Source organism: Pseudomonas sp. AC112 (assembly GCF_979253545.1).
Map to the genome: position 1 here is coordinate 6414533 of NZ_CEEDCM010000001.1, position 14418 is coordinate 6428950.

12 protein-coding genes are annotated in these 14418 nt (G+C 61.6%); 9 read left to right on the forward strand and 3 right to left on the reverse strand.

Going from position 1 to position 14418, the window contains the following annotated elements:
* Positions 1–30: 30 nt before the first annotated feature.
* Entirely contained in the window at positions 31–1260 is a 1230-nt protein-coding gene (locus AC0IYN_RS29470) for an acyl-CoA dehydrogenase (protein ID WP_078049237.1), read from the reverse strand.
* Positions 1261–1411: 151 nt separating this feature from the next.
* Between AC0IYN_RS29470 and AC0IYN_RS29475 the strand changes: the two genes are divergently transcribed.
* From AC0IYN_RS29475 to AC0IYN_RS29485, 3 genes are all read left to right on the forward strand, one after another.
* On the forward strand, positions 1412–2347 hold the full coding sequence (locus AC0IYN_RS29475) for a LysR family transcriptional regulator (RefSeq protein WP_406598705.1): 936 nt from the start codon (positions 1412–1414) through the stop codon (positions 2345–2347).
* Positions 2348–2426: 79 nt separating this feature from the next.
* The gene (locus tag AC0IYN_RS29480) at positions 2427–2819 is read left to right on the forward strand and encodes a MerR family transcriptional regulator (protein ID WP_078049239.1); all 393 of its coding nucleotides are present in this window, start codon (positions 2427–2429) and stop codon (positions 2817–2819) included.
* A 16-nt stretch (positions 2820–2835) separates the two neighbouring features.
* Entirely contained in the window at positions 2836–3735 is a 900-nt protein-coding gene (locus AC0IYN_RS29485; protein WP_406598704.1) for a hydroxymethylglutaryl-CoA lyase, read from the forward strand.
* A 640-nt stretch (positions 3736–4375) separates the two neighbouring features.
* On the opposite strand, the gene AC0IYN_RS29490 is transcribed toward AC0IYN_RS29485, so the two are convergent.
* Positions 4376–6007, reverse strand: coding sequence for an AMP-binding protein (locus AC0IYN_RS29490; protein ID WP_471844565.1), 1632 nt, complete (start codon positions 6005–6007; stop codon positions 4376–4378).
* 148 nt (positions 6008–6155) lie between these two features.
* On the opposite strand from AC0IYN_RS29490, the gene AC0IYN_RS29495 reads away from it, so the two are divergent.
* From AC0IYN_RS29495 to AC0IYN_RS29510, 4 genes are read left to right on the forward strand one after another with little or no spacing between them, the layout of a single operon-like run.
* Positions 6156–7319, forward strand: coding sequence for an isovaleryl-CoA dehydrogenase (locus AC0IYN_RS29495; RefSeq protein ID WP_406598702.1), 1164 nt, complete (start codon positions 6156–6158; stop codon positions 7317–7319).
* Positions 7320–7330: 11 nt separating this feature from the next.
* Complete coding sequence (locus AC0IYN_RS29500) at positions 7331–8938, forward strand: carboxyl transferase domain-containing protein (protein WP_406598701.1); 1608 nt, start codon at positions 7331–7333, stop codon at positions 8936–8938.
* 15 nt (positions 8939–8953) lie between these two features.
* Positions 8954–9760 (forward strand): gamma-carboxygeranoyl-CoA hydratase, encoded by an 807-nt coding sequence (locus AC0IYN_RS29505; RefSeq protein WP_406598700.1) that lies wholly within the window; start codon positions 8954–8956, stop codon positions 9758–9760.
* A complete protein-coding gene (locus tag AC0IYN_RS29510; protein ID WP_471844568.1) occupies positions 9757–11682 on the forward strand; it encodes an acetyl/propionyl/methylcrotonyl-CoA carboxylase subunit alpha in 1926 nt (641 codons plus the stop codon). Before AC0IYN_RS29505 ends, AC0IYN_RS29510 begins: the two co-directional genes overlap by 4 nt.
* Here AC0IYN_RS29510 and AC0IYN_RS29515 read toward each other — a convergent pair.
* A complete protein-coding gene (locus AC0IYN_RS29515) occupies positions 11679–12311 on the reverse strand; it encodes a LexA family protein (RefSeq protein ID WP_471844570.1) in 633 nt (210 codons plus the stop codon). The genes AC0IYN_RS29510 and AC0IYN_RS29515 overlap by 4 nt on opposite strands.
* A gap of 131 nt (positions 12312–12442) precedes the next feature.
* On the opposite strand from AC0IYN_RS29515, the gene AC0IYN_RS29520 reads away from it, so the two are divergent.
* Complete coding sequence (locus AC0IYN_RS29520; RefSeq protein ID WP_457248428.1) at positions 12443–12793, forward strand: DUF6124 family protein; 351 nt, start codon at positions 12443–12445, stop codon at positions 12791–12793.
* Positions 12794–13259: 466 nt separating this feature from the next.
* Entirely contained in the window at positions 13260–14411 is a 1152-nt protein-coding gene (locus AC0IYN_RS29525; RefSeq protein WP_406598696.1) for a M14 family metallopeptidase, read from the forward strand.
* Positions 14412–14418 lie beyond the last annotated feature (7 nt).

Consider the following 14418-nt stretch of genomic DNA (forward strand, 5'->3'; position numbering starts at 1 on the left):
GCAAGCCGGCTCCTACAGGGGTGGGTGGTGTTACTGGCCGCTGCGCATCAGCTCTTTAGGCACATACTTGCCGATCTCAAACTTGCCGATCGCCGCGCGGTGCACTTCGTCCGGGCCGTCGGCCAGGCGCAGGGTGCGTTGCATGGCGTACATGTAGGCCAGCGGGAAGTCGTTGGACACCCCGGCACCGCCATGAATCTGGATCGCGCGGTCGATCACCTTCAAGGCTACGTTCGGCGCCACTACCTTGATCTGGGCGATTTCGCTTTTCGCCACTTTGTTACCCACGGTGTCCATCATGTACGCCGCCTTCAGCGTCAGCAGGCGCGCCATGTCGATTTCCATGCGTGAGTCGGCAATCTTGTCGATGTTGCCGCCCAAGCGGGCCAGTGGTTTGCCAAACGCGGTACGGCTGACGGAGCGCTTGCACATCAACTCCAGCGCGCGCTCGGCCATGCCGACTGAGCGCATGCAGTGGTGGATCCGGCCTGGGCCAAGACGCCCCTGGGCAATCTCAAAGCCACGGCCTTCGCCCAGCAGTACGTTTTCGTACGGTACACGCACATTGTCGAACAGCACTTCGGCGTGGCCATGGGGCGCGTCGTCGTAGCCGAATACCGGCAGCGGGCGCACGATTTTCACGCCGGGGGTATCCACCGGTACCAGGATCATCGAGTGCTGCTGGTGGCGCGGCGCATCCGGGTTGCTCAGGCCCATGAAGATCAGGATCTTACAGCGCGGGTCGCAGGCGCCGGAGGTCCACCATTTCTTGCCGTTGATCACCCACTCGTCACCCTGGCGCTCGGCCCGGGCGGCCATGTTGGTCGCGTCCGAAGACGCCACGTCCGGCTCGGTCATGGCGAACGCCGAGCGGATCTCGCCGCGCAGCAGCGGCTCCAGCCAGCGTTGTTTCTGCTCTTCGTTGGCGTAGCGCACCAGCACTTCCATGTTGCCGGTGTCGGGGGCAGAGCAGTTGAACGGCTCCGGGCCCAGGAGGGAACGGCCCATGATTTCAGCCAGCGGCGCGTATTCAAGGTTGGTGAGGCCGGCGCCCAGTTCGGATTCAGGCAGGAACAGGTTCCACAGGCCTTCGGCTTTAGCCTTGGCTTTCAACTCTTCCATGATTGCGGTGGGCTGCCAGCGGTCGCCTTCGCTGACTTGGCGTTCGAACACCGGCTCGGCCGGGTAAACGTAAGCATCCATGAACGCAGTGACGCGTTCACGCAGTTCCTGAACCTTGGGCGAATAGGCGAAATCCATGAGCAGCTCCCTTCTCTGAGAGGTTGTTTAGGTCATGCAATCGATGCTAGAACAGCGCTGATAATTTACCTAGCCTATTCTCGGCGTGTATTAACATTCATCACCGATATATGATCGACGTATGGCCACCTAACAATAAGAGCGCTACGAAATGAATCTGAGCAAGGTCGACCTCAACCTGTTTATCGTCTTTGACGCGATCTACACCGAAGCCAACCTGACCCGCGCCGGGCAGATTGTCGGCATCACCCAGCCGGCGGTGTCCAACGCGCTGGCGCGTCTGAGGGAAACCTTCAACGACCCGCTGTTCGTGCGTACCGCCCAGGGCATGGTGCCCACGCCGATGGCGCAGAACATCATCGGCCCGGTGCGCAATGCGCTGTCGTTGCTGCGGGTGTCGGTGCAGGAAAGCCGCATCTTCAACCCGCAACAGGCGGCCAAGACCTACCGCATCAGCATGACTGACCTGACCGAAGCGGTGATTCTGCCGCTGTTGTTCCAGCGCTTGCGCCGCCTGGCGCCGACGGTGGTGATCGAGAGTTTCCTGTCCAAGCGCCGCGAGACCACCAAGGAACTGGCCGCCGGACGCCTGGACTTTGCCGTGGATGCGCCGTTGAACACCGACCCGCAGGTGCGCCACGTCAAGCTGATGGAAGACCGCTACGTATGCGCCATGCGCAAGGGCCACCCCATGGCCGGCAAGGACAAGCTGACCCTGGATGACTACCTGTCGCTGACCCATATCCACATCTCCAGCCGCCGCAACGGTCTGGGCCACGTCGACCTGGCCCTGGGCAAGATGGGCATCCAGCGCAAGATCGCCCTGCGCTCCCAGCATTACCTGATGGCGTCGCAAGTGTTGCAGCAGACCGACATGGTCATGACCGTGCCCGAGCGCTTCGCCCGCCGCCACGAACTGCACTGGTTCAACCTGCCGGTCAACGACGTGCCGCCAGTGGAAACTCACCTGTACTGGCACGAAAGCACCGACCAGGACCCGGCAAACCGCTGGATGCGCGAGCAGATGATCGAGCTGTGCCAGCAGGTGACGGCACACGAAAAGAAACTCGACAGACAACAATCCTGAGAGGGCTCCTACCGTGATTCGCTTGACGTTTACGTCAACCTGACATTAGCTTAGCGCCGAGACCTTCTTGAGCGCCCCCATGAGCACGACCTACAGCATTTCCGACCTCGCCCGCGAGCTCGACATCACCACCCGCGCCATTCGCTTCTATGAAGAACAAGGCCTGCTGGCCCCGGAACGCCGGGGCCAGGAGCGCATCTACTCGGCGCGCGACAAGGTCAGCCTCAAGCTGATCCTGCGGGGCAAGCGCATCGGCTTTTCCCTGGCGGAATGCCGCGAGTTGATCGAACTCTACGACCCCACCAGCGGTAACCACGTGCAGCTCAACAGCATGCTGGCGAAGATCACCGAGCGCCGCGAGCAGTTGGAACAGCAACTGCTGGATATCGAACAGATGAAGCTGGAACTGGACACCGCCGAAGAGCGCTGCACCCAGGCCCTGGCCCACACCATGCGCCAGGCCGGCCATTGATCAGAAGGTAACTGCCATGTCCCTCCCCTCACACGTACGCCTGGTGGAAGTCGGCCCGCGCGACGGCCTGCAGAACGAAGCCCAACCCATCAGCGTGGCGGACAAAGTCCAGTTGGTGGACGCCCTCAGCGCGGCGGGCCTGAGCTACATCGAAGTCGGCAGTTTCGTCTCGCCCAAGTGGGTGCCACAGATGGCGGGTTCCGCCGAGGTGTTCGCGCAGATCCAGCGCAAGCCCGGCGTGACCTACGGGGCACTGGCGCCGAACCTGCGCGGGTTCGAGGACGCATTGGCGGCCGGCGTAAAGGAAGTGGCGGTGTTTGCGGCGGCGTCCGAGGCGTTTTCCCAGCGCAATATCAACTGCTCCATCAGCGAAAGCCTGGAGCGCTTCGCGCCGATCATGGCGGCCGCCAGGCAGCACGGGGTCAGCGTGCGCGGTTATGTGTCGTGCGTGCTGGGTTGCCCGTATGAGGGTGAGGTCGCGCCGGAGCAAGTGGCAGCGGTCGCGCGGGAGTTGTATGCCATGGGCTGCTATGAGGTGTCCCTCGGCGACACCATCGGCACCGGCACGGCGGGCGCGACGCGGCGGTTGTTCGAGGTGGTCGCCGCGCAGGTGCCACGGGACAAACTGGCCGGGCATTTCCACGACACCTATGGCCAGGCCATCGCGAATATCTACGCCAGCCTGCTGGAAGGTATCACCGTGTTCGACAGCTCTATCGCGGGCCTCGGCGGCTGCCCCTACGCCAAAGGCGCCAGCGGTAACGTCGCCACCGAAGACGTGCTGTACCTGCTCAACGGCCTGGGAATCCACACAGGAATCGACCTGGAGGCATTGATTGGCGCGGGCCAGCAAATCAGCACTGTGCTGGGCCGGCCTACCGGATCGCGTGTAGCGAAGGCGCGTAACGCCGGTTGAGTCGCTTCGCCGTGACAATGTGTTACCGCACGGCTACACATCGAGTAACACGGGAACATAATTTGTCGTATTTGCCGTAGGCCATTCCCTACATAAAAATTATCTCATTGATTTTAAAGGGAATTTAAAAGTTGGCACGGCTTCTGCTATCTCTATGGCATAACAAGAATAAAAAGCACCAAACCTAATAAAAATAAGACGAAACGACTCTGACATAACAAAAACAACACGGCAGAGACGCAGCTAACAGATTTTTTTGGAGAAGATGTGCTTCGCAGGGTACGGCGTGCCGAAACCCACAACCGGTTAGAGAAAAATAAAACTACCTCAGGTAGCTACCCACTGGTTGGATCGTTCACGAAGAAGCAGATCAGCGCTCAAAAAAATACGTTTGCTCTTGACCCCGGATGGGGGTCGCCCAAAACAGCGGTAAAGGGTAACGGTTGCCAAAAACAACAATAGACCGCCCCTCAATAATAAAAAAGAGCACGCAACGACACGTTAAAGGGGACCCTCGGGTCCCCTTTGTGCTTTCTATCACTGCCTCCCTCCCCCTGTAGGCGTTGCCTTGCCAGCGATGGCGGTCGCAAGACCTACAGCGATCTCGAAGACCTCATCGCCGGCAGGCCGGCACCTACAATTAAGCGTTCTTGAGATCTTCGATGGAGATTTCGCGCATGCGGAATTTCTGGATCTTGCCCGTCACCGTCATCGGGAACTCGTCCACGAACTTGAAATGCTTGGGCGTCTTGAAGTGTGCGATGCGGCCCTTGCACCAGGTTTGCAACTCAAGCTCATTGGCCACATGCCCTGGATGGAACTTGACCCAGGCGACGATGGCCTCGCCGTAACGCGCATCCGGAATGCCGATGACCTGTACATCCGCGACCGCTGGATGGGTGAAGAAAAACTCCTCCACCTCACGCGGGTACACGTTTTCGCCGCCACGGATGATCATGTCCTTGTTACGCCCGGCGATGCACACGTAGCCGTGGGCGTCCATGCTCGCCAGGTCGCCGGTGTGCATCCAGCCGTCGTCGTCGATGGCCTCGCGGGTGGCATCGGGGTTGTTCCAGTAGCCGAGCATCACGCTGTAGCCACGGGTGCATAACTCGCCAATTTCACCGCGCACCAGCGTGTTGCCGTCGGCGTCGATGATCTTGTTTTCCAACTGCGGCTGGGTGCGCCCGACCGTGGTCACGCGGCGTTCCAGGTCGTCGTCCGCCCCGGTTTGTAAGGACACCGGGCTGGTTTCCGTCATGCCGTAGGCAATCTGCACCTCGCTCATGTGCATCTCGCTGATGACCCGGCGCATCACTTCGATGGGGCACGTGGCGCCTGCCATGATGCCGGTGCGCAAGGTGGACAGGTCAAAGTCACCGAGGCGCGGGTGATCGAGCATGGCGATGAACATGGTGGGCACGCCGTACAGGCCGGTGGCGCGCTCTTCGGCGACGGCGGTGAGCGTCAGCAGCGGGTCGAAGCCGTCATTTGGGTAGATCATGGTGGTGCCGTGGGTGATGCAACCCAGGTTGCCCATGACCATGCCGAAACAGTGATACAGCGGCACCGGGATTACCAGGCGGTCTTGCGCAGTCAGGCCCAGGCTTTCGCCGACCATGTAGCCGTTATTGAGAATGTTGTGGTGACTGAGGGTGGCGCCCTTGGGGAAGCCGGTGGTGCCGGAGGTGTACTGGATGTTCACGGCCTGGTCGAAGTGCAGGCTGGCCTGGCGGCTGTGCACCTGTTCGGGCGGGATGCCTGCACCGAGCGCGGCCAATTGCGACCAGGGCAGGAATCCCGGGGGCGGGCTGGGGTCGAGGCTGATCATGCCGCGCAGGTCAGGCTTCAGCTCTTGCAACATCGCGTGGTAATCAGAGGTCTTGAACGACCCGGCGCACACCAGCCACTGGCAGCCGGACTGCTTGAGTACGTAGTCCAGTTCAGTGCTTCGGTACGCCGGGTTGATATTGACCAGAATGACGCCGAGCTTGGCACTGGCGATCTGGCTGATGCACCACTCGGCGCAATTGGGCGCCCAGATACCCAGGCGGTCGCCGGCTTGCATGCCCAGGGCAAGAAAGGCACGGGCGTGCAGCTCAACGGTCTCGGCCAACTGCCGCCAGGTGTAGCGGCGCTGTTGATGGCGCACCACCAGGGCCTCGCCCTCGGGATATTGCGCGACCGTGTGATCAAAGGCCTGGCCGATGGTCATGGCCAGCAAGGTCTTGTCCTGAGAGCCACGGCTGAAGCTCTGATTCGGTTGATCCATAACGACCCCTGTTGTCTTTTTTGTAGGTTGACGTAAACGTAAACTACGATTGACAGCGCCGTGACGCAAGCTTACGTTAACGTAAAGGTGAGCGCCCTCCCCTGGCGCCCTCCACACAACAACAACGCTCACATTAAGGTGCCTGTCCATGAGTTACCCGTCCCTGAACTTCGCCCTCGGTGAAACCATCGACATGCTGCGCGACCAGGTGCAGTCCTTCGTGAGCAAGGAGATCGCGCCCCGCGCGGCCCAGATCGATATCGACAACCTGTTCCCCGCCGACCTGTGGCGCAAGTTCGGTGACATGGGCCTGCTGGGCATCACTGTGCCGGAAGAATACGGCGGCGCCGGCCTGGGCTACCTGGCCCACGTGGTGGCCATGGAAGAGATCAGCCGGGGCTCGGCGTCGGTGGCGCTGTCCTACGGTGCGCACTCCAACCTGTGTGTGAACCAGATCAACCGCAACGGCAACCACGAACAGAAACTCAAGTACCTGCCCACACTCATCAGCGGCGAACACGTCGGCGCCCTGGCCATGAGCGAGCCGAATGCCGGGTCCGATGTGGTCTCGATGAAGCTGCGCGCCGATAAACGTGGCGATCGCTACGTGCTCAACGGCAGCAAGACCTGGATCACCAACGGCCCCGATGCCAGTACCTATGTGATCTACGCCAAGACCGACCTGGAAAAAGGTCCGCACGGCATTACCGCGTTCATCGTCGAGCGCGATTGGAAAGGCTTCAGCCGCAGCAACAAGTTCGACAAGCTGGGCATGCGCGGCTCCAACACCTGCGAGCTGTTTTTCGATGACGTGGAAGTGCCGGAGGAAAACATCCTCGGCGCGCTCAATGGCGGCGTCAAAGTGCTGATGAGCGGCCTCGACTACGAGCGCGTGGTGCTGTCCGGCGGCCCTACCGGCATTATGCAAGCCTGCATGGACCTGATCGTGCCGTACATCCATGACCGCAAGCAGTTCGGCCAGAGCATCGGCGAATTCCAGCTGATCCAGGGCAAGGTCGCCGACATGTACACCCAACTCAATGCCAGCCGCGCCTACCTCTATGCGGTGGCCCAGGCTTGCGAACGTGGCGAGACCACACGCAAGGATGCGGCCGGCGTGATTCTCTACAGCGCCGAACGCGCCACGCAAATGGCTCTCGACGCAATCCAGATTCTCGGCGGCAATGGCTACATCAACGAATTCCCGGCCGGGCGCCTGCTGCGTGACGCCAAGCTGTATGAGATCGGCGCCGGCACCAGTGAGATCCGCCGGATGCTGATCGGTCGCGAACTCTTCAACGAAACCCGCTGAAGGAGCGCACCATGGCCACCTTGCACACCCAGCTCAACCCGCGCTCGGCGGAGTTTGCCGCCAACAGCGCGGCGATGCGCCATCAGGTCGACGCCCTGCACACCCTGCTCGCCCACGTGCAGCAAGGCGGCGGCGCCAAGGCCCAGGAGCGGCACACGTCGCGCGGCAAGCTATTGCCCCGCGAGCGGATCAATCGTTTGCTTGACCCGGGCTCGCCGTTTCTCGAACTCAGCCAACTGGCCGCCCATCAGGTGTACGGCGAAGACGTGCCGGCTGCCGGGGTGATCGCCGGGATCGGCTGCGTGGAAGGTGTCGAATGCATGATCGTCGCCAACGACGCTACGGTGAAAGGCGGCTCCTACTACCCGCTTACGGTCAAAAAACACCTGCGCGCCCAGACCATCGCCGAGCAGAACCGCCTGCCGTGCATCTACCTGGTGGACTCCGGCGGTGCCAACCTGCCGCGCCAGGATGAAGTGTTTCCCGACCGCGAGCACTTCGGGCGGATCTTCTTCAACCAGGCCAACATGAGTGCCCAGGGCATCCCGCAGATCGCCGTGGTGATGGGTTCGTGCACCGCCGGTGGTGCCTATGTGCCGGCGATGGCCGACGAAGCGATCATGGTGCGTAACCAGGCCACTATCTTCCTTGCCGGCCCGCCGCTGGTAAAGGCCGCGACCGGTGAAGTGGTGAGTGCAGAAGACCTCGGCGGTGCCGATGTGCACTGCAAGATCTCCGGCGTGGCCGACCACTATGCCGACAGCGATGAACATGCGCTGGCGCTCGCCCGGCGCAGCGTGGCCAACCTCAATTGGCGCAAACAGGGCGAGTTGCTGCAACGACCGCCCGTGGCGCCGTTGTACAGCAGCGAAGAGCTGTACGGGGTGATCCCGGCCGACCCCAAGCAGCCCTTTGATGTGCGCGAAGTGATCGCACGCCTGGTGGATGGCTCGGTATTCGATGAGTTCAAGGCGCTGTTTGGTACCACCCTGGTGTGCGGTTTTGCGCACCTGCACGGCTACCCGATTGCGATCCTGGCCAACAATGGGATTTTGTTTGCCGAGGCCGCGCAAAAAGGCGCGCACTTTATCGAACTGGCCTGCCAGCGCGGCATTCCGCTGTTGTTCCTGCAGAACATTACCGGCTTCATGGTCGGCCAGAAGTACGAAGCCGGCGGCATTGCCAAGCACGGCGCCAAGCTGGTCACCGCCGTGGCCTGCGCCAAGGTGCCGAAGTTCACGGTGATCATCGGCGGCAGCTTTGGTGCCGGCAACTACGGCATGTGTGGCCGTGCCTATGACCCGCGCTTCCTGTGGATGTGGCCGAACGCACGCATTGGTGTGATGGGCGCCGAACAGGCGGCCGGTGTGCTGGTGCAGGTCAAGCGCGAGCAGGCCGAGCGCGCCGGCGTGGGCTTTAGCGCCGAAGAAGAGGCGGCGATCAAGCAGCCGATCCTCGACCAGTACGAAACCCAGGGCCACCCCTACTATTCCAGCGCGCGCCTGTGGGACGACGGTGTGATCGACCCGTTGCAGACCCGCGACGTGCTGGCCCTGGCCTTGTCCGCCGCGCTGAACGCCCCCATCGAGCCGAGCCGCTTCGGCGTGTTCCGCATGTAAATGGAGCTGTACCCCATGAGCGATTTCAATACCCTGGAACTGATCACCGACCCCCGTGGCTTTGCCACGCTGTGGCTCAGTCGTGAAGCCAAGAACAACGCGTTCAATGCCCAGATGATCCGCGAACTGATCATCGCCCTCGACCAGGTGCAAGGCGATCCGTCCCTGCGCTTTTTGGTCCTGCGTGGGCGCGGCAAGCACTTCAGCGCCGGCGCCGACCTGGCCTGGATGCAGCAGTCGGCCGAGCTGGATTACCACACCAACCTGGACGACGCCCGCGAACTGGCAGAGCTGATGTACAACCTGGCCAAGCTGAAGATCCCGACCCTCGCGGTGGTGCAAGGCGCGGCCTACGGTGGCGCGCTGGGCTTGATCAGTTGCTGCGACATGGCGATTGGCGCGGATGACGCGCAGTTCTGCCTGTCGGAAGTTCGCATCGGCCTGGCGCCGGCGGTGATCAGCCCGTTCGTGGTGCAAGCCATCGGCGAACGCGCGGCGCGGCGCTATGCCCTGACCGCCGAGCGCTTTGGCGGCCAACGCGCGCGGGACATCGGTTTGCTGGCGGAAAGTTATCCCCTTGGCGAGCTGGACGCTCAAGTCGAACAGTGGATCACCAACCTGCTGCAAAACAGCCCAGCAGCCATGCGCGCCAGCAAGGACTTGCTACGTGAAGTGGGCAACGGCGCCCTCACCCCGGCCCTGCGCCGCTACTGCGAAAACGCCATTGCGCGCATTCGTGTCAGCGCCGAGGGCCAGGAAGGCTTGCGCGCCTTCCTGCAAAAACGTTCGCCAAGCTGGCAGCCCCAGGAGCCACGTTCATGAGCACATTGACGACCCTGCTGGTGGCCAACCGTGGCGAGATTGCCTGCCGGGTGATGCGCACCGCCAAGGCCATGGGCCTGACTACCGTGGCAGTGCACAGCGCCACCGACCGCGATGCGCGTCACAGTCGCGAGGCCGATATTCGTGTCGACCTGGGTGGCAGCAAGGCCACTGACAGCTACCTGCAAATCGACAAACTGATCGCCGCCGCCCAGGCCAGTGGCGCCCAGGCGATTCATCCAGGCTATGGTTTTTTGTCCGAGAACGCCGGGTTTGCCCGCGCGGTTGAAGCAGCCGGGCTGATCTTCCTCGGCCCGCCCGCCTCGGCGATTGATGCCATGGGCAGCAAATCGGCCGCCAAGGCACTGATGGAAACCGCAGGCGTACCCCTGGTGCCCGGTTATCATGGCGAAGCCCAAGACCTGGACACCTTCCGCGCCGCCTGCGAACGCATCGGCTACCCCGTGCTGCTCAAGGCCACGGCCGGTGGCGGCGGCAAAGGCATGAAGGTGGTCGAAGACGTCAGCCAATTGGCCGAAGCCCTGGCGTCGGCCCAGCGTGAAGCGCTGTCGTCCTTCGGCAATGGGCAGATGCTGGTGGAAAAGTACCTGCTCAAGCCGCGTCACGTGGAGATCCAGGTGTTTGCCGATCAGCATGGGCACTGCCTGTACCTCAATGAACGGGACTGCTCGATCCAGCGCCGCCACCAAAAAGTCGTCGAGGAAGCACCGGCGCCGGGCTTGAGTGTCGAGCAGCGCAAGGCCATGGGCGAAGCCGCTGTGCGGGCTGCCCAGGCGATCGGTTATGTCGGTGCCGGTACGGTGGAGTTTTTGCTCGACGCACGCGGCGAATTCTTCTTCATGGAGATGAACACGCGGCTGCAGGTGGAGCACCCGGTGACCGAGGCGATCACCGGCCTGGACCTGGTGGCCTGGCAGATTCGTGTCGCCCAGGGCGAGGCGTTGCCGATCACCCAGGCGCAGGTGCCGCTCATTGGCCATGCGATAGAAGTGCGCCTGTATGCCGAGGACCCGGCCAATGATTTCCTGCCCGCTACCGGGCACTTGACGCTCTACCGCGAATCCGCACCGGGGCCGGGGCGTCGCGTGGACAGCGGGGTCGAGCAAGGCGACAGCGTGTCGCCCTTCTACGACCCCATGCTCGGCAAGTTGATTGCCTGGGGCGAGGACCGTGAACAAGCGCGACTGCGCTTGCTGGGCATGCTGGATGAGTTTGCCGTGGGCGGGCTCAAGACCAACCTGGGCTTTTTGCGGCGCATTATCGGGCACCCGGCGTTTGCGGCGGCCGAGCTGGATACCGCGTTTATCCCGCGCTATCAGGATGAGTTGCTGCCGGCGCCTGGGGAACTGAGTGATGAATTCTGGCAGGCGGCGGGCTCGGCCTTTATTCAGAGCCTGCCATCGGGTGAGGGACCGTGGGCGGATAAGCGCGGGTTTCGTGCCGGGCTGCCTGCCGAGGTCTCACTGCATTTGAGCTGCAATGGCCAGGATCGGCTGGTCACACTGGCCGCAGAGCCGCCACCGTTGCGCGGCGAGCAGCTGCTGATCGAACATCAGGGCGTGCGTCGCAGCCATCTGGCGGTACGGCACGACCGCACGGTGTACCTGCGTTGGGACGGCGAAATGCAGGGCGTGACGCTGTTCGACCCGATCGCCGCGGTCGAGGCCAGCCAGTCCCACCAAGGCGGCCTGACAGCACCCATGAACGGCAGCATCGTGCGCGTACTGGTGGAGCTGGGCCAGCACGTCGAGGCCGGTACGCAACTGGTGGTGCTGGAAGCCATGAAAATGGAACACAGCATCCGCGCGCCCCAGGCCGGGGTGGTCAAGGCCCTGTTCTGCCAGGAGGGCGAAATGGTTGCAGAAGGTTGCGCGCTGGTGGAGCTTGAAACAGCAGGTTAAAACTTCGCCGTGGCCTGCACGACGACGCCGAGGAGGCGGCAATCGTCGGTCAACAACTGTTTGGGATAGGTGGGGTTGAGCGGTACCAGGTAAAGCTGGCCGCTCTCCTCCAACAACTGGCGGAAGGTTGCCTGGGGGCTCCCTTCCCATCGGGCGACCACCAGTTTGCCGGGTTTGGCGGCAATGGCCGGGTCGACCAGGATCATCATGCCCGCACTGACGCTCAGGCCGCTGGGCGCGGTCATGGCATCGCCTGTGACCGGCAGCCAGAACGCCTCGCCTTGGGCATGATAATCGCTCAACTCGAAGCGGGTGGCGCGATAAGGTGCCCGCTCTTCGCGGACCTCGCACAGCCCTCTCCAATCGCTGACGGGGTAGCGGAAATACGGGTTGTAGTTTTTCTCTGGAGGCACCTCAGCGGCCCGCTCGCGAATATCCAGGGCGACTTCCAGGTACCCGAGCCCCAGCGCCGCCAATACTCGGTTCATGTCCACCAGGCTTGGCGCACGGCGCTTGTTGAGCCAATGGCCCACGCCGCCCTGGGACATGCCCAGGCGCTCTGCCAGTTCACCCTGCGTGACCTTGCGGTCTTCCATGTTGGCCCTGACCAACGCAATCCAGTTATCCATGGGCGCTGACAATACGGCACGCAGTTTCCAGGGCAATAAACAGTTTGTAGTAATCCATAAAACGACATAAATACGATACGTACTATCATCGGGCATAAGGTTTTCGACACCCACCCAGAGTACTGCCCCTTATGACGACAAGCCCGTACCTCCTGCCCGAACTCCCTGAAGACACGGAGCTGCACGACCTGCGCAGCAGCGGCGCCGCCCAGCGCGCATTGGACTTTTACTTGAAAGAAGATATGTCGGCATCCGTGCCCGACGGCGCACTGTTTGCCATCAAGCCAGGCATCAGCCAGGAGGAAGCCCTGGTGCACGCCTCGGACCTGTTGCGCAGTGCGGCGGCCACGGCCTATGAATCTGCGAGCAGCCATCAGGGCAATCAGCGCGACCTGGCGTTTTCAGTGGTGTATTTGATTGATATGGCGAAGGCGATGGTGGAGCGGTCGTTGCGAGCGCCCGAGGCTCAAGCGAACGTATAACAGGCGCGAAGAAAAAATATTTCTATCCAGGGGATAAAAACATTTGACTTGCAAATGATAATGATTATTATTGGACCTAGCTGATCGCGAGATCAGTCGATAGACCAAGGGACCTTAGGTCGGACTCTTGGAATATCTCCTCATCAGGCTAATCACGGTTTTTGACCCGGCTCTTTGGCCGGGTCTTTTTTTTGCCAGTTTTCCTGGCATGGCTTCAGGCTAATGAAGACTGTGTGTTGCTCGATGGCGCGCATGGTAGCAAAAGACCATCGCCAAAAGAAAGCCAGTCGAACGCTCTAGCGCAGATCTTTGCGAAATAGCGCTTGAGAATCAATCTCATAGATTCTAAGCTGCGGCGGCGTCACGGATGACGCCCCCCTCCCCTCCGCAACAATTTTGCATCCAGCCTTTACCAGACTCCTGTGTAATATGGCCGCCACAACACTCATATTCAGGCACCCAGACTATGACCGTGGCCTTGACGTCCATCAAAATCAGCACCGACTTCGACAGTGGCAATATCCAGGTACTGGATGCCCACGATGCCTATCAGTTATTGCTGGCCATCAAACCCGACACGCGCAGCCAACACTACCAATGGTTCCACTTCAAGGCCGAAGGCATGCACGTGGGGCACACTCACACCTTCCGCTTGAGCAACGCGGGCAAGTCTTCCTACCCGCACGCGTGGAGCGGCTACAACGCCGTGGCGTCCTATGACCACATCAACTGGTTCCGGGTGCCTTCGCGCTTTGATGGGGAAATCCTGCATATCAGCCTGGAAACCCGCGAGAAGCATGCGTGGTTCGCCTATTTCGAACCCTACAGCCGTGCACGTCACGACTGGCTGATCGAGCAGGCCCTGAACCGCGCCAACACGCAATTACTGGCCACCGGCAAGAGTGCCGAGGGCCGTGACATCCAGTTGCTGCGTCGCGGCAAAGGCGGTGAAGGCCGCCGCAATATCTGGATCATCGCCCAACAGCATCCTGGCGAGCACATGGCCGAATGGTTCATGGAGGGCATCATCGAACGCCTGCAACAGGACGGTGACGCCGAGCTGAAAAAACTGCTGAAAGTCGCCGACCTGTACCTGGTGCCCAACATGAACCCGGACGGGGCCTTCCACGGTCACCTGCGCACCAACGCCATGGGCCAGGACCTCAACCGTGCCTGGCAGAGCGCCAGCCAGGAGATGAGCCCGGAAGTGTGGTTCGTCCAACAACAGATGGAAACGTACGGCGTGGATCTGTTCCTCGATATCCACGGTGACGAGGAAATCCCCTACGTCTTCACCGCCGGCTGCGAAGGCAACCCCGGCTACACACCTCGCATCGAGGCATTGGAAAAACACTTTCGCAGCCACTTGAGCGGCCTGACCCGCGACTTCCAGACCACTTACGGCTACACCCGCGACCTGCCGGGCGAAGCCAACATGACCCTGGCGTGCAACGCCGTTGGCCAGCGATACGACTGCCTGTCCCTGACCTTGGAAATGCCGTTCAAGGACAACGACGACGCGCCCAACCTGAAAACCGGCTGGTCCGGTGAGCGCTCCAAGCAGCTGGGTAAAGACGTACTGAGCACCGTCGCCGACATCGTGACCACCCTACGCTAAACGTCTT